This is a genomic window from Helicobacter pylori, assembly GCF_017594925.1.
In the GTDB taxonomy this organism is placed as follows: domain Bacteria; phylum Campylobacterota; class Campylobacteria; order Campylobacterales; family Helicobacteraceae; genus Helicobacter; species Helicobacter pylori_DP.
This window is the reverse complement of record NZ_JAALNT010000010.1, coordinates 1-19,203: the sequence shown is the minus strand read 5'-3', so window position 1 is coordinate 19,203 and position 19,203 is coordinate 1. Positions and strand designations below refer to the sequence as shown.

14 protein-coding genes and 5 tRNA genes are annotated in these 19,203 nt (G+C 42.0%); 18 read left to right on the top strand and 1 reads right to left on the bottom strand.

Going from position 1 to position 19,203, the window contains the following annotated elements:
- The first annotated feature begins 35 nt into the window (after positions 1 to 35).
- From G6069_RS04825 to fusA, 17 genes are all read left to right on the top strand, one after another.
- Positions 36 to 111, top strand: a tRNA-Thr gene (locus G6069_RS04825).
- 27 nt (positions 112 to 138) lie between these two features.
- Positions 139 to 223 (top strand) — tRNA-Tyr (locus tag G6069_RS04820).
- Between the two features lie 16 nt (positions 224 to 239).
- A tRNA-Gly gene (locus G6069_RS04815) sits at positions 240 to 316 on the top strand.
- A gap of 30 nt (positions 317 to 346) precedes the next feature.
- Positions 347 to 421, top strand: a tRNA-Thr gene (locus G6069_RS04810).
- Between the two features lie 126 nt (positions 422 to 547).
- Positions 548 to 1,747 carry an elongation factor Tu gene (gene tuf, locus G6069_RS04805; protein ID WP_001040574.1) on the top strand — a complete coding sequence of 400 codons (1,200 nt, stop codon included), beginning with the start codon at positions 548 to 550 and terminating at the stop codon, positions 1,745 to 1,747.
- A 33-nt stretch (positions 1,748 to 1,780) separates the two neighbouring features.
- Positions 1,781 to 1,939, top strand: a complete 159-nt coding sequence (gene rpmG, locus G6069_RS04800) for a 50S ribosomal protein L33 (protein ID WP_000865159.1) — start codon at positions 1,781 to 1,783, stop codon at positions 1,937 to 1,939.
- A gap of 39 nt (positions 1,940 to 1,978) precedes the next feature.
- Positions 1,979 to 2,054 (top strand) — tRNA-Trp (locus tag G6069_RS04795).
- 142 nt (positions 2,055 to 2,196) lie between these two features.
- The gene (gene secE, locus G6069_RS04790) at positions 2,197 to 2,376 is read left to right on the top strand and encodes a preprotein translocase subunit SecE (protein ID WP_000362123.1); all 180 of its coding nucleotides are present in this window, start codon (positions 2,197 to 2,199) and stop codon (positions 2,374 to 2,376) included.
- 29 nt (positions 2,377 to 2,405) lie between these two features.
- Positions 2,406 to 2,933 carry a transcription termination/antitermination protein NusG gene (gene nusG, locus G6069_RS04785; RefSeq protein WP_001846772.1) on the top strand — a complete coding sequence of 176 codons (528 nt, stop codon included), beginning with the start codon at positions 2,406 to 2,408 and terminating at the stop codon, positions 2,931 to 2,933.
- Positions 2,934 to 2,948: 15 nt separating this feature from the next.
- The gene (gene rplK / locus G6069_RS04780) at positions 2,949 to 3,374 is read left to right on the top strand and encodes a 50S ribosomal protein L11 (RefSeq protein WP_001085997.1); all 426 of its coding nucleotides are present in this window, start codon (positions 2,949 to 2,951) and stop codon (positions 3,372 to 3,374) included.
- Between the two features lie 44 nt (positions 3,375 to 3,418).
- Positions 3,419 to 4,123 (top strand): 50S ribosomal protein L1, encoded by a 705-nt coding sequence (gene rplA, locus G6069_RS04775; RefSeq protein WP_120899220.1) that lies wholly within the window; start codon positions 3,419 to 3,421, stop codon positions 4,121 to 4,123.
- A gap of 108 nt (positions 4,124 to 4,231) precedes the next feature.
- Positions 4,232 to 4,726 (top strand): 50S ribosomal protein L10, encoded by a 495-nt coding sequence (gene rplJ, locus G6069_RS04770; protein WP_050852588.1) that lies wholly within the window; start codon positions 4,232 to 4,234, stop codon positions 4,724 to 4,726.
- A 45-nt stretch (positions 4,727 to 4,771) separates the two neighbouring features.
- Positions 4,772 to 5,149 carry a 50S ribosomal protein L7/L12 gene (gene rplL, locus G6069_RS04765; RefSeq protein WP_001018228.1) on the top strand — a complete coding sequence of 126 codons (378 nt, stop codon included), beginning with the start codon at positions 4,772 to 4,774 and terminating at the stop codon, positions 5,147 to 5,149.
- A gap of 222 nt (positions 5,150 to 5,371) precedes the next feature.
- Positions 5,372 to 14,044 carry a DNA-directed RNA polymerase subunit beta/beta' gene (locus G6069_RS04760; protein WP_197293545.1) on the top strand — a complete coding sequence of 2,891 codons (8,673 nt, stop codon included), beginning with the start codon at positions 5,372 to 5,374 and terminating at the stop codon, positions 14,042 to 14,044.
- Positions 14,045 to 14,132: 88 nt separating this feature from the next.
- Positions 14,133 to 14,540, top strand: coding sequence for a 30S ribosomal protein S12 (gene rpsL, locus G6069_RS04755; RefSeq protein WP_001142321.1), 408 nt, complete (start codon positions 14,133 to 14,135; stop codon positions 14,538 to 14,540).
- A gap of 15 nt (positions 14,541 to 14,555) precedes the next feature.
- Entirely contained in the window at positions 14,556 to 15,023 is a 468-nt protein-coding gene (rpsG, locus tag G6069_RS04750) for a 30S ribosomal protein S7 (RefSeq protein WP_001254357.1), read from the top strand.
- An 11-nt stretch (positions 15,024 to 15,034) separates the two neighbouring features.
- Positions 15,035 to 17,113, top strand: a complete 2,079-nt coding sequence (fusA, locus tag G6069_RS04745; protein ID WP_079369656.1) for an elongation factor G — start codon at positions 15,035 to 15,037, stop codon at positions 17,111 to 17,113.
- Positions 17,114 to 17,670: 557 nt separating this feature from the next.
- On the opposite strand, the gene G6069_RS04740 is transcribed toward fusA, so the two are convergent.
- Entirely contained in the window at positions 17,671 to 18,660 is a 990-nt protein-coding gene (locus G6069_RS04740) for an aldo/keto reductase (RefSeq protein WP_197293544.1), read from the bottom strand.
- A 217-nt stretch (positions 18,661 to 18,877) separates the two neighbouring features.
- Here G6069_RS04740 and G6069_RS04735 point away from each other — a divergent pair.
- A partial coding sequence (locus G6069_RS04735) for a flagellar protein (protein WP_197293543.1) occupies positions 18,878 to 19,203 on the top strand: 326 nt, incomplete at its 3' end.

Sequence of the window (19,203 nt, the reverse complement as noted above, 5' to 3'; positions counted from 1 at the left end):
ACTGCTATAATCCCAAGTCTTTGATTATTTTAGTTGCTGGCTTAGCTCAGTTGGTAGAGCAGCTGCCTTGTAAGCAGCAGGTCGGGGGTTCAAGTCCCTTAGCCAGCTCCAGTTAAAATGTTATTTTGTAAAGTTTTTGGTGAGATACTCAAGTGGCCAACGAGGGCAGACTGTAAATCTGCTGACTATGTCTTCCGTGGTTCGAATCCACGTCTCACCACCATTTTGTTTTTTTAGATGCGGGAATAGCTCAGTTGGCTAGAGCATCAGCCTTCCAAGCTGAGGGTCGCGGGTTCGAGTCCCGTTTCCCGCTCCATTTTTAGGATAACGTTTTAGTTTTTGAGACGCCTATATAGCTCAGAGGCAGAGCACTTCCTTGGTAAGGAAGAGGTCGGCGGTTCAATTCCGCTTATAGGCTCCAGTTTATAATCTCTTGAATGGCGATAAGACAAAAATGTCTTAAATTTTGTAGTAGCATTTAGGAATACTTAGGATTTTGTTTAGTATAATTCTAAAATCCATTTCAAAAAATTAAGGAGAAATACAAATGGCAAAAGAAAAGTTTAATAGAACTAAGCCGCATGTTAATATTGGAACCATTGGGCATGTAGACCATGGTAAAACGACTTTGAGTGCAGCGATTTCAGCGGTGCTTTCTTTGAAAGGTCTTGCAGAAATGAAAGACTATGACAATATTGATAACGCCCCTGAAGAAAAAGAAAGAGGGATCACTATCGCTACTTCTCACATTGAATATGAAACTGAAAACAGACACTATGCGCATGTGGATTGCCCAGGACATGCTGACTATGTAAAAAACATGATCACCGGTGCGGCGCAAATGGACGGAGCGATTTTGGTTGTTTCTGCAGCTGATGGTCCTATGCCTCAAACCAGAGAGCATATCTTATTGTCTCGTCAAGTAGGCGTGCCTCACATCGTTGTTTTCTTAAACAAACAAGACATGGTAGATGACCAAGAATTGTTAGAGCTTGTGGAAATGGAAGTGCGCGAATTGTTGAGCGCGTATGAATTCCCTGGCGATGACACTCCTATCATAGCGGGTTCAGCTTTAAGAGCTTTAGAAGAAGCAAAGGCTGGTAATGTGGGTGAATGGGGTGAAAAAGTGCTTAAACTTATGGCTGAAGTGGATGCCTATATCCCTACTCCGGAAAGAGACACTGAAAAAACTTTCTTGATGCCGGTTGAAGATGTGTTCTCTATTGCGGGTAGAGGGACTGTGGTTACAGGTAGGATTGAAAGAGGCGTGGTGAAAGTAGGCGATGAAGTGGAAATCGTTGGTATCAGACCTACACAAAAAACGACTGTAACCGGTGTAGAAATGTTTAGGAAAGAGTTGGAAAAAGGTGAAGCCGGCGATAATGTGGGCGTGCTTTTGAGAGGAACTAAAAAAGAAGAAGTAGAACGCGGTATGGTTCTATGCAAACCAGGTTCTATCACTCCGCACAAGAAATTTGAGGGAGAAATTTATGTCCTTTCTAAAGAAGAAGGTGGGAGACACACTCCATTTTTCACCAACTACCGCCCGCAATTCTATGTGCGCACAACTGATGTGACTGGCTCTATCACCCTTCCTGAAGGCGTAGAAATGGTTATGCCTGGCGATAATGTGAAAATCACTGTAGAATTGATTAGCCCTGTTGCGTTAGAGTTGGGAACTAAATTTGCGATTCGTGAAGGCGGTAGGACCGTTGGTGCTGGTGTTGTGAGCAATATTATTGAATAATATTAGCAAAAAGAGTTACCATAAAGGGTCATTATGAAAGTTAAAATAGGGTTGAAGTGTTCTGATTGTGAAGACATCAATTACAGCACAACCAAGAACGCTAAAACTAACACTGAAAAACTGGAGCTTAAGAAGTTCTGCCCAAGGGAAAACAAACACACTCTTCATAAAGAAATCAAATTGAAGAGCTAGTTCTTTCTTTTGTGTTGTGATTTAAAAGGAGGGGAGGTTAGGTCAGTAGCTCCAATGGTAGAGCGTCGGTCTCCAAAACCGGTTGTTGGGGGTTCGAGTCCCTCCTGGCCTGCCATCTACTAATTTATTCTATCAAATTTGTGTTTCAATTGGATTGTTTTTGAATTTTTTAATTTTAGTTTAAGCTATTTTGGATAAAATTGAAAATTCTTTTAATGTATAAATGTATTAAGTTTAAGTGAGGGCGAAAAGAAACTATGGATAAATGGCTCATGCAATATAAGTTAGCTAGAGAAGAGCTTTCTAAAGTGATATTTCCTATTAAGGAGCAGATACGCAACGCGCTTGTTTCTGTTTTGGTGGTGGTGAGTGCTATCACGCTGTTTTTAGCTTTGTTGGATTTTTCTCTGGGGGCTTTTATCTCTAGTGTTCTATAGGTTGGTGGCTTTAAATAAGGAGAATAATGATGGATTGGTATGCTATACAAACTTATTCAGGGAGCGAGCAGTCCGTTAAGAAAGCGATTGAGAATCTAGCGAACGATCATAATATAAGAGATAGGATACAAGAGATCATTGTGCCTACTGAAGATATTATAGAGGTTTCTAAAAAAAGCAAGACGAAAGTAACGGAACGAAGCCTTTATCCTGGGTATGTTTTTATTAAGGTGGATTTGGATACGGTTTTGTGGCATAAGATACAATCTTTGCCAAGAGTGAGCCGTTTTATTGGAGAAAATAAAAAGCCAACCCCATTGAGTGAAGCGGATATTGGGCATATTTTAGAAAAAATGAATAACCGAGCGGCCCCCAAGCCCAAAATCTTTTTTGAGCAAGGCGAAGTGGTGCGCGTGGTGGAAGGCCCTTTTGCGAACTTTACCGCTACGGTGGAAGAGTATGATGTGGAACACCGCAAGCTCAAGCTCAATGTTTCTATTTTTGGTAGGAACACTCCAATAGAGATTTTGCATTCGCAAGTGGAAAAAATTATATAACTTTAAGGAGAAAACATGGCTAAAAAAGTAGTCGGAGAAATCAAGCTTCAAATCCCTGCCGGTAAGGCAAACCCTTCACCTCCCGTAGGGCCAGCGTTGGGTCAAAGAGGGGTTAATATCATGGAATTTTGTAAGGCTTTTAATGAGAGAACTAAAGACATGGGGAGTTTTAATATCCCGGTCATTATCACGGTTTATCAAGATAAGAGTTTTACCTTTATCACTAAAAAGCCTCCGGTAACGGATTTGATCAAAAAAGCTTCTGGGGTTGAAAAAGGTTCTGACAACCCACTCAAAAATAAAATTGCAAAGCTCACCCACAAGCAAGTAGAAGAAATCGCGCAATTGAAAATGGAAGATTTAAACACAAGCACCATGGAAGCGGCTAAAAAAATCGTTATGGGCAGCGCTAGGAGCATGGGCGTAGAAGTTGTGGATTGATTGGGTTTTGTTGGAATTGAAAGAAATTTTTAAGGATTAGAATCGTGGCAAAAAAAGTATTTAAAAGATTGGAAAAACTTTTTTCTAAAATTCAAAACGATAAAGCGTATGGCGTAGAGCAGGGCGTAGAGGTGGTTAAATCCCTCGCTTCAGCCAAATTTGATGAAACCGTGGAAGTAGCGTTAAGGCTAGGGGTTGATCCAAGGCATGCGGATCAAATGGTGCGCGGTGCGGTGGTGCTTCCTCATGGAACAGGGAAAAAAGTAAGAGTGGCCGTTTTTGCAAAAGACATTAAGCAAGATGAAGCCAAAAACGCCGGGGCTGATGTCGTTGGCGGAGACGATTTGGCTGAAGAAATCAAAAATGGTCGTATTGATTTTGACATGGTGATTGCAACGCCTGATATGATGGCGGTTGTCGGTAAAGTGGGTAGGATTTTAGGCCCTAAAGGTTTGATGCCAAACCCTAAAACCGGAACCGTTACGATGGATATTGCTAAAGCGGTTACTAACGCTAAAAGCGGTCAAGTGAATTTCAGGGTGGATAAAAAGGGCAATGTTCATGCCCCTATTGGTAAGGTGAGTTTTCCTGAAGAAAAAATCAAAGAAAACATGCTTGAGTTGGTTAAAACGATCAACCGCCTAAAACCCAGTAGTGCGAAAGGCAAGTATATTAGAAACGCCGCTCTTTCACTCACCATGTCGCCTTCAGTGAGTTTGGACGCACAGGAATTGATGGATATTAAATAGCGTTAGGAGTTTTTAATCTTAGGCTGAAGATCGTAAGAGCTAAAAAGCTTAAAATTTCTTTTTTAAAAAGATAATCTTGCAGAGGTCTAGTCTAGAAAGGAGGAAAAGATGCAAAAACAACATCAAAGGCAGCATAAAGTAGAGCTAGTCGCTAACTTAAAATCGCAATTTGCAGATGCCAAAGCCCTTTTAATTTGCGATTATAAGGGTCTTAGCGTGAAAAAGTTGGAAGCTTTAAGGAATAAGGCTCGCAATCAAGGCATTAAAGTGCAAGTGATTAAGAACACTCTCGCTCATATTGCCATGAAAGAGGCTGGCTATTCTGATTTGGATTTGAAAGAAACCAATGTGTTTTTGTGGGGCGGTGATCAAATCGCTCTCTCTAAACTCGTGTTTGACTTCCAAAAAGAGCATAAAGATCACTTTGTGTTGAAAGCGGGCTTGTTTGATAAAGAAAGCGTTAGCGTAGCTCATGTGGAAGCGGTTTCAAAACTCCCAAGCAAAGAAGAGCTTATGGGAATGTTGCTTTCTGTTTGGACGGCTCCGGTGCGTTATTTTGTGACCGGTTTAGACAATTTGCGTAAAGCGAAAGAAGAAAACTAAGAGCCTATGATGGCTTTAATTTAAAAAAATTTGAAGGATTGGATTATGGCAATTTCAAAAGAAGAAGTGTTAGAGTATATTGGTTCATTGAGCGTTTTAGAGCTTTCTGAATTGGTTAAAATGTTTGAGGAAAAATTTGGCGTGAGCGCGACTCCAACGGTCGTAGCGGGTGCGGCTGTAGCTGGCGGTGCAGCGGCTGAGAGCGAAGAAAAAACCGAATTTAATGTGATTTTGGCTGATAGCGGTGCTGAAAAAATCAAGGTGATTAAAGTGGTTCGTGAAATTACCGGACTTGGCCTGAAAGAAGCTAAAGATGCTACCGAAAAAACCCCTCATGTGCTTAAAGAAGGCGTGAATAAAGAAGAAGCTGAAACCATCAAGAAGAAACTTGAAGAAGTAGGCGCTAAGGTTGAAGTCAAGTAAGACTTAAAAACAGAAAGGCCTTTGCGCCTTTCTCTGCTCTAGCGTGGCAGATGATTTTGCTCCATGATTTTGTTTGTGAGCGTGTGGCCTAAAGTGGTTAGTATTGCAGGTGGGTTTTGGTATTTTTATCATGGATGGTTCTAAGTTTTAAAGATCCTTTTGCAATGCTTACTTGAATTAATGCATTAAATAACTCAAAATTTTTGATCAAAGGCTTGAAATATGTCAAAAAAAATTCCCCTAAAAAACCGCTTGAGAGCTGATTTTACAAAAACCCCGACAGATTTAGAAGTCCCTAATTTATTATTATTACAACGAGACAGCTATGATTCTTTCTTGTATTCCAAAGATGGCAAAGAGAGCGGGATTGAAAAGGTTTTTAAATCCATTTTCCCTATCCAAGATGAGCATAACCGCATCACTTTAGAATACGCAGGTTGCGAATTTGGCAAGTCTAAATACACTGTTAGAGAAGCGATGGAGAGGGGCATTACCTACTCTATCCCTCTCAAAATTAAAGTGCGCTTGATCTTGTGGGAAAAAGACACCAAAAGTGGCGAAAAGAACGGCATTAAGGATATTAAAGAGCAAAGCATTTTCATTCGTGAGATCCCTTTGATGACAGAACGCACTTCATTTATTATCAATGGGGTGGAGCGCGTGGTCGTCAATCAGCTCCACAGAAGCCCCGGTGTGATTTTTAAAGAAGAAGAATCTAGCACTTCTTTAAACAAGCTCATTTACACAGGGCAAATCATCCCTGATAGGGGTTCGTGGCTGTATTTTGAATACGATTCTAAAGATGTTTTGTATGCTCGTATCAACAAACGCCGTAAAGTGCCTGTTACTATTTTATTTAGGGCGATGGATTATCAAAAACAAGACATTATTAAAATGTTCTACCCGCTTGTGAAAGTGCGTTATGAAAACGATAAATATTTGATCCCATTTGCTTCATTAGACGCCAATCAAAGAATGGAATTTGACTTGAAAGATCCTCAAGGCAAGGTTATTCTTTTAGCAGGAAAAAAGCTCACTTCAAGAAAGATTAAAGAGCTTAAAGAAAACCATCTAGAATGGGTGGAATACCCTATGGATATTTTACTCAATCGTCATTTAGCTGAGCCTGTTATGGTGGGGAAAGAAGTCTTATTGGACATGCTCACTCAGCTAGATAAAAACAAATTAGAAAAAATCCACGATTTAGGCGTGCAAGAATTTGTGATCATCAACGATCTAGCGTTAGGGCATGACGCTTCCATTATCCATTCTTTTTTGGCCGATTATGAGTCTTTGAAATTGCTCAAGCAAACGGAAAAAATTGATGATGAAAACGCTCTAGCGGCGATTCGTATCCATAAGGTTATGAAACCAGGCGATCCCGTTACGACTGAAGTGGCTAAGCAGTTTGTCAAAAAACTTTTCTTTGATCCAGAACGCTATGATTTGACCATGGTGGGGCGCATGAAAATGAATCACAAGTTAGGCTTGCATGTGCCTGATTACATCACGACTTTAACGCATGAAGATATTATCACTACCGTTAAATATCTCATGAAAATCAAAAACAATCAGGGCAAGATTGATGACAGGGACCACTTGGGCAATCGTAGGATCAGGGCGGTAGGGGAATTGTTGGCCAATGAATTGCATTCAGGCTTAGTGAAAATGCAAAAGACCATTAAAGACAAGCTCACTACCATGAGCGGGGCTTTTGATTCGCTCATGCCCCATGACTTGGTTAATTCTAAAATGATCACCAGCACCATCATGGAATTTTTCATGGGCGGTCAGCTCTCGCAATTCATGGATCAAACCAACCCTTTGAGTGAAGTTACGCACAAGCGCCGCCTTTCAGCGCTCGGTGAAGGGGGATTGGTGAAAGATAGGGTAGGATTTGAAGCCAGGGATGTGCACCCCACGCATTATGGCCGAATCTGTCCCATTGAAACCCCAGAAGGTCAAAATATCGGTTTGATCAACACCCTTTCCACTTTCACAAGAGTGAATGATTTAGGCTTTATTGAAGCCCCTTATAAAAAGGTTGTGGATGGCAAAGTGGTGGGCGAGACGATTTATTTGACCGCTATTCAAGAAGACAGCCACATCATCGCTCCCGCAAGCACCCCCATTGATGAAGAGGGTAATATTTTAGGCGATTTGATTGAAACGCGCGTGGAAGGCGAGATTGTTTTAAACGAAAAAAGCAAAGTAACCTTAATGGATTTAAGCTCTAGCATGCTAGTAGGGGTCGCCGCATCGCTCATTCCTTTCTTAGAGCATGATGACGCCAACCGCGCTTTAATGGGGACTAACATGCAGCGCCAAGCCGTGCCTTTGTTAAGAAGCGACGCTCCCATTGTAGGCACAGGGATTGAAAAAATTATCGCTAGGGATTCTTGGGGAGCGATCAAGGCTAATCGCGCAGGCGTTGTAGAAAAAATTGATTCTAAAAACATTTACATTTTAGGCGAAGGCAAAGAAGAAGCCTATATTGATGCGTATTCTTTGCAAAAAAACTTGCGTACCAACCAAAACACTAGTTTCAATCAAGTCCCTATCGTTAAAGTGGGCGATAAAGTGGAAGCCGGGCAAATCATCGCTGATGGCCCTAGCATGGACAGAGGCGAGTTAGCGTTAGGGAAAAATGTGCACGTGGCGTTCATGCCTTGGAATGGCTATAACTTTGAAGACGCGATCGTGGTGAGTGAGCGCATCACTAAAGATGATATTTTCACTTCCACCCACATTTATGAAAAAGAAGTGGACGCTAGGGAGCTTAAGCATGGCGTGGAAGAATTTACCGCTGATATTCCTGATGTGAAAGAAGAAGCGCTCGCTCATCTTGATGAAAGCGGGATCGTTAAAGTCGGCACTTATGTGAGCGCTGGCATGATTTTAGTGGGCAAGACTTCTCCTAAAGGCGAGATTAAAAGCACGCCTGAAGAGCGGCTCTTAAGGGCTATTTTTGGGGATAAAGCCGGTCATGTGGTCAATAAGAGTTTGTATTGTCCCCCCAGTTTGGAAGGCACGGTGATTGGTGTGAAAGTTTTCACTAAAAAAGGCTATGAGAAAGACGCGCGGGTTTTGAGCGCGTATGAAGAAGAAAAAGCCAAGCTTGATATGGAGCATTTTGACCGCTTGACCATGCTCAATAGAGAAGAATTGTTGCGCGTTAGTTCGCTCCTTTCTCAAGCGATTTTAGAAGAGCCTTTCAGCCATAATGGTAAGGATTATAAAGAAGGCGATCAAATCCCCAAAGAAGAAATCGCTTCAATCAACCGCTTCACTTTGGCTAGTTTGGTCAAAAAGTATTCTAAAGAAGTGCAAAACCACTATGAAATCACTAAAAATAATTTCTTAGAGCAAAAGAAAGTTTTGGGTGAAGAGCATGAAGAAAAGCTTTCTATTTTAGAAAAAGATGATATTTTGCCTAATGGCGTGATCAAAAAAGTCAAGCTCTATATCGCTACAAAACGGAAGCTTAAAGTGGGCGATAAAATGGCAGGAAGGCATGGGAATAAAGGGATTGTGTCTAATATCGTGCCGGTTGCGGATATGCCTTATACCGCTGATGGCGAGCCTGTAGATATTGTCTTAAACCCTTTAGGCGTGCCAAGCCGCATGAATATCGGGCAGATTTTAGAAATGCATTTAGGCTTAGTGGGGAAAGAATTTGGGAAACAAATCGCTAGCATGCTAGAGGATAAAACCAGAGATTTTGCCAAAGAATTGCGCGCTAAAATGCTAGAAATCGCTAACGCCATTAATGAAAAAGACCCCTTGACAATCCATGTCCTTGAAAATTGCTCTGATGAAGAGCTTTTGGAATACGCTAAAGATTGGAGCAAGGGCGTTAAGATGGCTATCCCTGTGTTTGAAGGCATCTCGCAAGAAAAATTTTACAAGCTGTTTGAATTAGCCAAGATCGCTATGGATGGCAAAATGGATCTGTATGATGGGCGCACAGGCGAGAAAATGAGGGAGCGCGTGAATGTGGGCTACATGTATATGATCAAACTCCACCACTTAGTGGATGAAAAAGTCCATGCCAGAAGCACAGGCCCTTATAGCTTAGTAACGCACCAGCCTGTTGGGGGTAAAGCGCTCTTTGGGGGTCAAAGGTTTGGGGAAATGGAAGTATGGGCGCTAGAAGCTTATGGCGCAGCACACACTCTAAAAGAAATGCTCACCATTAAATCTGATGATATTAGAGGCAGAGAGAACGCTTATAGGGCTATCGCTAAAGGTGAGCAAGTGGGCGAGAGCGAAATCCCTGAGACTTTCTATGTTTTGACTAAAGAATTGCAATCGCTCGCTTTGGATATTAATATTTTTGGGGACGATGTGGATGAAGATGGAGCGCCTAAACCCATTGTCATTAAAGAAGATGACAGGCCTAAAGACTTTAGCTCTTTCCAGCTCACGCTAGCCAGCCCTGAAAAAATCCATTCTTGGAGCTATGGGGAAGTTAAAAAGCCAGAAACGATCAATTATCGCACCTTAAAACCCGAACGAGACGGCTTGTTTTGCATGAAAATCTTTGGCCCTACTAAAGATTATGAATGCTTGTGCGGTAAATACAAAAAGCCTCGCTTCAAAGACATTGGTACATGCGAAAAATGCGGCGTGGCGATCACGCACTCCAAAGTCAGGCGTTTTAGAATGGGGCATATTGAATTGGCCACTCCTGTAGCGCACATCTGGTATGTCAATTCCTTGCCTAGCCGTATCGGCACGCTTTTGGGCGTTAAGATGAAAGATTTAGAGCGCGTGTTGTATTATGAAGCTTATATCGTTAAAGAGCCAGGCGAAGCCGCTTATGACAATGAAGGCACTAAGCTTGTGATGAAATACGATATTTTGAATGAAGAGCAGTATCAAAATATCTCACGAAGATACGAAGACAGGGGCTTTGTAGCGCAAATGGGCGGCGAAGCGATCAAGGATTTGTTAGAAGAAATTGATTTGATCACCTTATTGCAGAGTTTGAAAGAAGAAGTGAAAGACACCAATTCTGATGCGAAAAAGAAAAAACTCATTAAGCGTTTGAAAGTGGTAGAAAGCTTTTTAAATTCTGGTAACAGGCCTGAATGGATGATGCTCACGGTTTTACCGGTATTGCCACCGGATTTAAGGCCTTTAGTCGCGCTAGATGGCGGGAAGTTTGCGGTCAGCGATGTGAATGAATTGTATCGTCGTGTCATCAATCGTAACCAACGCTTGAAACGCTTAATGGAGCTTGGGGCGCCAGAAATCATTGTGCGCAACGAAAAAAGGATGTTGCAAGAAGCTGTGGATGTGCTTTTTGATAACGGCCGCAGCACCAATGCGGTTAAAGGGGCTAACAAACGCCCTTTAAAATCGCTCAGCGAGATCATTAAAGGCAAGCAAGGGCGTTTCAGGCAAAACCTTTTAGGCAAGCGCGTGGATTTTTCAGGCAGAAGCGTGATTGTGGTGGGGCCTAACCTTAAAATGGATGAATGCGGGTTGCCTAAAAACATGGCGTTAGAGTTATTCAAACCGCATTTGTTATCCAAGCTTGAAGAGAGAGGTTATGCCACCACGCTCAAACAAGCTAAACGCATGATTGAACAAAAGAGCAATGAAGTGTGGGAGTGCTTGCAAGAAATCACAGAGGGGTATCCGGTGCTGCTCAACCGGGCTCCTACCTTGCACAAACAATCCATTCAGGCGTTCCATCCAAAGCTGATTGACGGCAAAGCGATCCAATTGCACCCGTTAGTGTGCTCAGCGTTTAACGCCGATTTTGACGGGGACCAAATGGCGGTGCATGTGCCTTTAAGCCAAGAAGCGATCGCTGAATGCAAGGTGCTCATGCTAAGCTCTATGAATATCCTTTTACCCGCTAGCGGTAAAGCCGTAGCCATTCCTAGCCAGGATATGGTTTTAGGGCTTTATTATCTTTCTTTAGAAAAGAGTGGGGTCAAGGGCGAGCATAAGCTTTTTTCTAGCGTGAATGAAATCATCACCGCTATTGATACGAAAGAATTAGACATCCACGCAAAGATTAGGGTTTTAGATCAAGGGAATATTATCGCTACGAGCGCGGGGCGCATGATCATTAAGTCCATTTTGCCTGATTTTATCCCTACGGATTTGTGGAACAGACCCATGAATAAAAAAGATATTGGCATGCTTGTGGATTATGTGCATAAAGTCGGCGGTATCGGCATTACTGCAACCTTTTTGGATCATTTGAAAACGCTTGGCTTTAGGTATGCGACTAAGGCTGGTATTTCTATCTCTATGGAAGATATTATCACGCCAAAAGACAAGCAAAAAATGGTGGAAAAAGCCAAAGTAGAGGTTAAAAAAATCCAGCAACAATACGATCAAGGGTTGCTTACTGACCAAGAGCGTTACAATAAAATCATTGACACTTGGACTGAAGTCAATGACAGAATGAGTAAAGAAATGATGACCGCTATCGCACAAGATAAAGAGGGCTTTAACTCTATTTACATGATGGCAGATAGCGGCGCAAGGGGTAGTGCGGCGCAAATCCGTCAGCTCTCAGCGATGAGGGGTCTTATGACAAAGCCGGATGGCAGTATCATTGAAACGCCCATTATTTCTAACTTTAAAGAGGGGTTGAATGTCTTAGAATACTTTAACTCTACGCATGGCGCTAGAAAGGGCTTAGCGGATACGGCACTAAAAACCGCCAATGCGGGGTATTTGACAAGAAAGCTCATTGATGTTTCGCAAAATGTTAAGGTGGTGTCTGATGATTGCGGCACGCATGAAGGGATTGAAATCACGGATATTGCGGTGGGGAGTGAATTGATTGAACCTTTAGAAGAGCGTATTTTTGGGCGCGTTTTATTAGAAGATGTGATCGATCCCATTACGAATGAAATTTTGCTTTATGCGGACACTTTGATTGATGAAGAGGGCGCTAAAAAGGTGGTTGAAGCTGGGATTAAATCCATTACGATCCGCACCCCAGTAACTTGTAAAGCGCCAAAGGGCGTGTGCGCGAAATGCTATGGCTTGAATTTAGGCGAAGGCAAGATGAGCTATCCGGGTGAAGCGGTGGGCGTGGTAGCCGCACAATCTATCGGGGAGCCTGGAACGCAGCTCACTTTAAGGACTTTCCATGTGGGCGGGACAGCGAGCAGGAGTCAGGATGAGCGTGAGATCGTGGCGAGCAAAGAAGGTTTTGTGCGTTTCTACAACCTTAGGACTTACACGAATAAAGAGGGTAAAAACATTATCGCCAACCGCCGTAACGCTTCTATTTTAGTGGTAGAACCTAAGATTAAAGCGCCTTTTGATGGGGAATTACGCATTGAAACGGTCTATGAAGAAGTCGTTGTGAGCGTGAAAAATGGCGATCAAGAAGCTAAATTTGTTTTAAGGAGAAGCGATATTGTCAAGCCAAGCGAATTAGCCGGCGTTGGCGGTAAGATTGAAGGGAAAGTGTATTTGCCTTATGCTAATGGGCATAAGGTGCATAAGGGGGGAAGTATCGCTGATATTATCCAAGAGGGTTGGAATGTGCCTAATCGCATCCCTTATGCGAGCGAATTGCTGGTTAAAGATAATGACCCTATCGCACAAGATGTGTATGCCAAAGAAAAAGGCGTGATCAAATACTATGTTTTAGAGGCTAACCATTTAGAGCGCACCCATGGGATCAAAAAGGGTGATATTGTGAGCGAAAAAGGCTTGTTTGCGGTAGTAGCTGATGATAATGGCAGGGAAGCCGCTCGCCATTATATCGCTAGGGGTTCTGAGATTTTAATTGATGATAATAGTGAAGTGAGCGCTAATAGCGTGATTTCTAAACCCACGACTAACACTTTCAAAACGATCGCCACATGGGATCCTTACAACACCCCTATCATTGCGGACTTTAAGGGTAAGGTGAGTTTTGTGGATATTATCGCAGGGGTTACGGTCGCTGAGAAAGAAGACGAAAATACCGGTATCACAAGCCTAGTGGTGAATGATTACGTTCCAAGCGGGTACAAACCAAGTTTGTTTTTAGAGGGGGCTAATGGCGAAGAAGTGCGTTATTTCCTAGAGCCAAAAACTTCTATTGCCATTAGCGATGGCTCTAGCGTGGAGCAGGCTGAAGTGTTAGCGAAAATCCCTAAAGCGACCGTTAAATCCAGGGATATTACCGGGGGTCTCCCAAGGGTTTCTGAACTCTTTGAAGCGAGAAAGCCTAAACCTAAAGATGTGGCGATCCTTTCTGAGGTTGATGGGATTGTGAGTTTTGGCAAATCTATCCGTAATAAAGAACACATCATCGTAACTTCCAAAGATGGTCGTCTCACAGATTATTTTGTGGATAAGGGCAAGCAAATTTTAGTGCATGCCGATGAATTTGTGCATGCGGGAGAAGCGATGACGGACGGAGTGGTTTCAAGCCATGATATTTTAAGGATCAGCGGCGAAAAAGAGCTTTATAAATACATTGTGAGCGAAGTCCAGCAAGTGTATCGCAGGCAGGGGGTAAGCATTGCGGACAAACACATTGAAATCATTGTGTCTCAAATGTTAAGGCAAGTGCGTATTTTAGACAGCGGGGATAGCAAGTTTATTGAAGGGGATTTGGTCAGTAAAAAACTCTTCAAAGAAGAAAACGCTCGTGTGATCGCTTTAAAAGGCGAGCCGGCGATTGCTGAACCGGTGCTTTTAGGGATCACCAGAGCGGCTATTGGGAGCGATAGCATCATTTCAGCGGCCTCTTTTCAAGAAACGACTAAAGTTTTAACAGAAGCCAGTATTGCGATGAAAAAAGACTTTTTAGAGGATTTGAAAGAGAATGTGGTGTTGGGGAGGATGATCCCTGTGGGAACGGGCATGTATAAGAATAAAAAAATCGTGTTAAGAGCGCTTGAGGATAACTCTAAATTTTGATATAAAAAATCGGTTAAGATTTTTAAAAGAAAAATTAGGGTAAAATGGGGGAACTTTTAGTTTTAAATTTTTAGAATAAGGAAAAATAGTGCCTACTATCAATCAGTTGATTAGAAAAGAAAGGAAAAAGGTGGTTAAAAAAACGAAATCACCTGCATTAGTGGAATGCCCTCAAAGAAGAGGGGTTTGTACTAGGGTTTATACGACTACCCCTAAAAAGCCTAACTCGGCTTTAAGAAAGGTCGCTAAGGTCCGTTTGACAAGTAAATTTGAAGTGATCAGTTATATCCCTGGTGAAGGGCATAACTTGCAAGAACACTCCATTGTGTTAGTGCGTGGGGGTAGGGTTAAGGATTTACCCGGTGTGAAATACCACATCGTTCGTGGCGCTTTAGACACTGCAGGGGTCAATAAAAGAACGGTTTCACGCTCTAAATATGGGACTAAAAAAGCTAAAGCAACCGACAAGAAAGCAACAGACAACAAGAAAAAATAAGAGGAAAATAAAAACATGAGAAGAAGAAAAGCACCCGTTAGGGAGGTTTTGGGCGATCCTGTTTATGGGAACAAGGTGGTTACCAAGTTTATCAATAAGATGATGTTCGACGGCAAGAAAAGCGTAGCGGAAAAAATCATCTACAAAGCTTTTAATAAGATTGAAGAAAAAAGCGGTGAAAAAGGGATTGAAGTGTTTGAAAAAGCCCTAGAAAGAGTGCGTCCTTTAGTGGAAGTGCGCAGCAGAAGAGTGGGTGGGGCTACCTATCAAGTGCCGGTAGAAGTGAGGGCGAGCCGCCAGCAGTCGCTATCTATTCGTTGGATTTTAGAAGCGACCAGAAAACGCAATGAAAGGATGATGGTGGATAGACTGGCTAACGAGCTTATGGATGCGGCTAGCGATAAGGGTGCGGCTTTTAAGAAAAAAGAAGATGTGCATAAAATGGCAGAAGCGAATAAAGCGTTCGCGCACTATCGCTGGTAATTGGAGTTAGAATGGCTAGAAAAACCCCATTAAATAGGATCAGGAATATCGGTATCGCCGCTCACATTGATGCTGGGAAAACCACCACTTCTGAAAGGATTTTATTCTATACAGGCGTGAGTCATAAGATTGGCGAAGTGCATGATGGCGCGGCGACAATGGATTGGATGGAGCAAGAAAAAGAAAGAGGGATCACTATCACTTCTGCGGCAACGACTTGCTTTTGGAAGGATCACCAAATCAATTTGATTGACACCCCAGGGCATGTGGATTTCACTATTGAAGTGGAACGATCCATGCGCGTGCTAGATGGCGCGGTTTCGGTGTTTTGCTCGGTTGGGGGCGTGCAGCCTCAAAGCGAGACTGTGTGGCGTCAAGCGAATAAATACGGCGTGCCTAGGATTGTTTTTGTCAATAAAATGGATAGGATTGGGGCGAATTTCTATAATGTAGAAAACCAGATTAAGCTTCGCTTGAAAGCTAATCCTGTGCCTATTAATATCCCTATTGGGGCTGAAGACACTTTCATTGGCGTGATTGATTTAGTCCAAATGAAAGCGATCGTTTGGAATAATGAAACCATGGGGGCCAAATACGATGTGGAAGAAATCCCTAGCGATTTGTTAGAAAAGGCTAAACAATACCGAGAAAAGCTTGTAGAAGCCGTAGCTGAGCAAGATGAAGCCTTAATGGAAAAGTATTTGGGTGGTGAGGAATTAAGCGTTGAAGAAATCAAAAAAGGCATTAAAACAGGTTGTTTGAACATGAGCCTTATCCCTATGCTTTGTGGTTCTTCTTTTAAAAATAAAGGCGTGCAGACTTTATTAGACGCAGTCATTGATTACTTGCCAGCGCCCACAGAGGTTGTGGATATTAAGGGGATTGATCCAAAGAGCGAAGAAGAAGTTTTTGTGAAGTCTAGCGATGATGGCGAGTTTGCCGGTTTGGCGTTTAAAATCATGACGGATCCTTTTGTGGGGCAATTGACTTTTGTGCGCGTGTATCGTGGCAAGCTAGAGTCCGGTAGCTATGTATATAACTCCACCAAAGACAAGAAAGAGCGCGTGGGAAGACTCCTTAAAATGCACTCCAATAAGAGGGAAGACATTAAAGAAGTTTATGCGGGTGAGATTTGTGCGTTTGTGGGCTTAAAAGACACGCTAACTGGGGACACGCTTTGCGATGAAAAGAATGCGGTCGTTTTAGAGAGGATGGAATTTCCTGAGCCAGTCATTCATATCGCTGTGGAGCCTAAAACGAAAGCAGACCAAGAAAAAATGGGCGTGGCGTTAGGCAAGCTCGCTGAAGAAGATCCAAGCTTTAGGGTGATGACTCAAGAAGAAACCGGGCAAACCCTCATCGGTGGCATGGGTGAATTGCACCTAGAAATCATCGTGGATAGATTGAAGAGAGAATTTAAGGTGGAAGCTGAAATCGGTCAGCCGCAAGTCGCTTTTAGAGAGACTATCCGTTCCAGCGTGAGCAAAGAACATAAATACGCTAAGCAAAGCGGTGGTCGTGGGCAATACGGGCATGTGTTTATCAAGCTTGAGCCTAAAGAGCCTGGCAGTGGGTATGAATTTGTGAATGAAATTTCTGGGGGCGTGATCCCTAAAGAATATATCCCTGCGGTGGATAAAGGTATCCAAGAAGCGATGCAAAATGGCGTTTTGGCAGGCTATCCGGTGGTGGATTTTAAGGTTACCCTTTATGATGGGAGCTACCATGATGTGGATTCTTCAGAAATGGCGTTTAAAATCGCTGGCTCTATGGCGTTTAAAGAAGCGAGTCGCGCGGCTAACCCGGTTTTACTAGAGCCTATGATGAAAGTGGAAGTGGAAGTCCCTGAAGAATACATGGGCGATGTGATTGGCGATTTGAATAGAAGAAGAGGGCAAATCAATTCTATGGACGATAGATTAGGTTTGAAAATCGTGAATGCTTTTGTGCCGTTGGTGGAAATGTTTGGCTATTCTACGGATTTACGATCAGCCACTCAAGGGCGTGGGACTTACTCTATGGAGTTTGATCATTATGGCGAAGTGCCTAGCAATATCGCTAAGGAAATTGTAGAAAAGCGTAAGGGCTGATTTTGTAATAACGCTCTCTTATTTTTAGGGGGTGTTATAGGTGCTGTTTAAATTTTTTCTCTTTTGGGTTTAAAAAGACTTTTTGAGTGGGTTTATCCTCCCTTTTTATCCCTTTAGCTATCTTTTTTCGTTTTTAGTTTGCTTATGAAATTGATTTTTCGCTCTATTCTTGTCAAATAGGGGTAACTAAAACTTTTTGATTTTTAAAAATGGGGTTTTGGTTGCTTCGTTTAATCGTTTTAGATTTTATTTCATGGTGGAATTCGTTTTCTTAAGGGGTTAGGGGGGTGTTTTGTAGCAATGCTCTTTAAAAATCCCCTAATTCATAGACCGCCTTACAAGAAATTTTGCTTGACTAACGACAAGCTCTTTTGTATTCAATCTTAAAAAACGCTTTTTGGTATTTTTCAAATTTTTATAATCAATTTTTTATTAAAACAAAGCCTTGTTAAAATACCTTAAAAAGTTTGTTAGGGGGATAAAAACACACTGATAAACAGAAAATAACGCTCAATCTCTTTTAAAAGAGCCAATGCAATTATAAATACCCAATACTTTTATTGATTCACCATTTCATTGATTCTTTCAGGGTAGCGGGCCCCTTCTATTTTGATTGCAGTCAATTCTTTTTGGAAAATCTCCAATTCTTTTTGACTCCAAGAAACCTGCAAAGCCCCTATATTTTCTATGAGCCTGGATTCTTTGGTGGTGCCAAAGAGAGGGACAATGATTTTTTGCGTGTGCAAAATCCATGAGAGAGCCAGTTGGGCTGGTGTAACGCCTTTAGCGTGTGCATGATCTTGGATTAATTCCACCAAGACGTAATTTTTGGCTAGATTTTCTTGATTAAACCTAGGAGAAACGCTTCTAAAATCCCCACTAGCGAAGGTGGCATTTTTTTCAAATTTCGCGCCTAAAAACCCCTTACCCAAAGGCGAAAAAGCGACAAATCCAATTTTTTCTTTTTCTAAAAAACCTAAAATCTCTTTTTCAGGTTCGCGCCACCACAAGGAATATTCGCTCTGCAACGCGCTTAAAGGGCAAATTTGATGGGCTTTTTGGATGCTAGATAACCCTGCCTCACTCATCCCCCAAGCTTTAATTTTTCCTTCTTTAATAAGAGCTTGCATAACTTCTGCCACTTCTTCTATGGGCGTGTTAGTATCCATGCGGTGTTGGTAGTATAAATCAATGCATTCTACTTTTAAGCGCTTCAAACTCCCTTCAATGGCGCTCTTAATGCGGTTAGGACTGGAGTCTAAAAACATGGTTGCGTATTTGTCATTAGGATCTGCGTAGTGAATCCCAAACTTGCTCGCTACCACAACCTTGTCTTTAAAAGGCTTGATCGCTTCGCCTAAAAGCTTTTCATTATCTTCCCCATAAGCCTCTGCAGTGTCAAAAAAGTTAATACCCAATTCCAAAGCCTTATGGATAAGTTTAACCATCTGCTTTTTATCATGGACTTCCCCATACCCATAAGTCATGCCCATGCACCCTAGAGCTAATGTGCTCACTTTTAAAGGGCCTAAATGACGCTGTTGCATACAAACTCCTTGATTTCATATTGTTTTTTCAGTATAACCGCAATCTTAATTTTTGTCAAACTTTCTAAAACCAAAGATAATTTATCAAGTTTTTTGTATTATAGTTTTTTTAGGGTAGCAAAACCACCAAACCAATCAAAAATTTGATTGGTTTCTATTCGTTTACTTTTGAGAAATATAATTCTCTCGCTTTTAAGATCATCACAAGGAGTTTCGTATGAAAAAGCAAATCTTGACAGGTGTTTTATTATCAGTTTTGGCAGTGAGTTCTGCATACGCTCACAAAGATAAAAAAGACGCTAAAAAACCTGAGTTAAGCTCTCAATTAGTGGCTCACAAAGATAAAAAAGACGCTAAAAAACCTGAGTTAAGCTCTCAATTAGTGGCTCACAAAGATAAAAAAGACGCCAAAAAACCTAAATTTAGCACAGAATTAGTCGTGGCTCAAAACGACAAAAAAGATGCTAAAAAACCTAAATTTAGCACAGAATTAGTCGTGGCTCAAAACGACAAAAAAGATGCTAAAAAACCTAAATTTAGCAC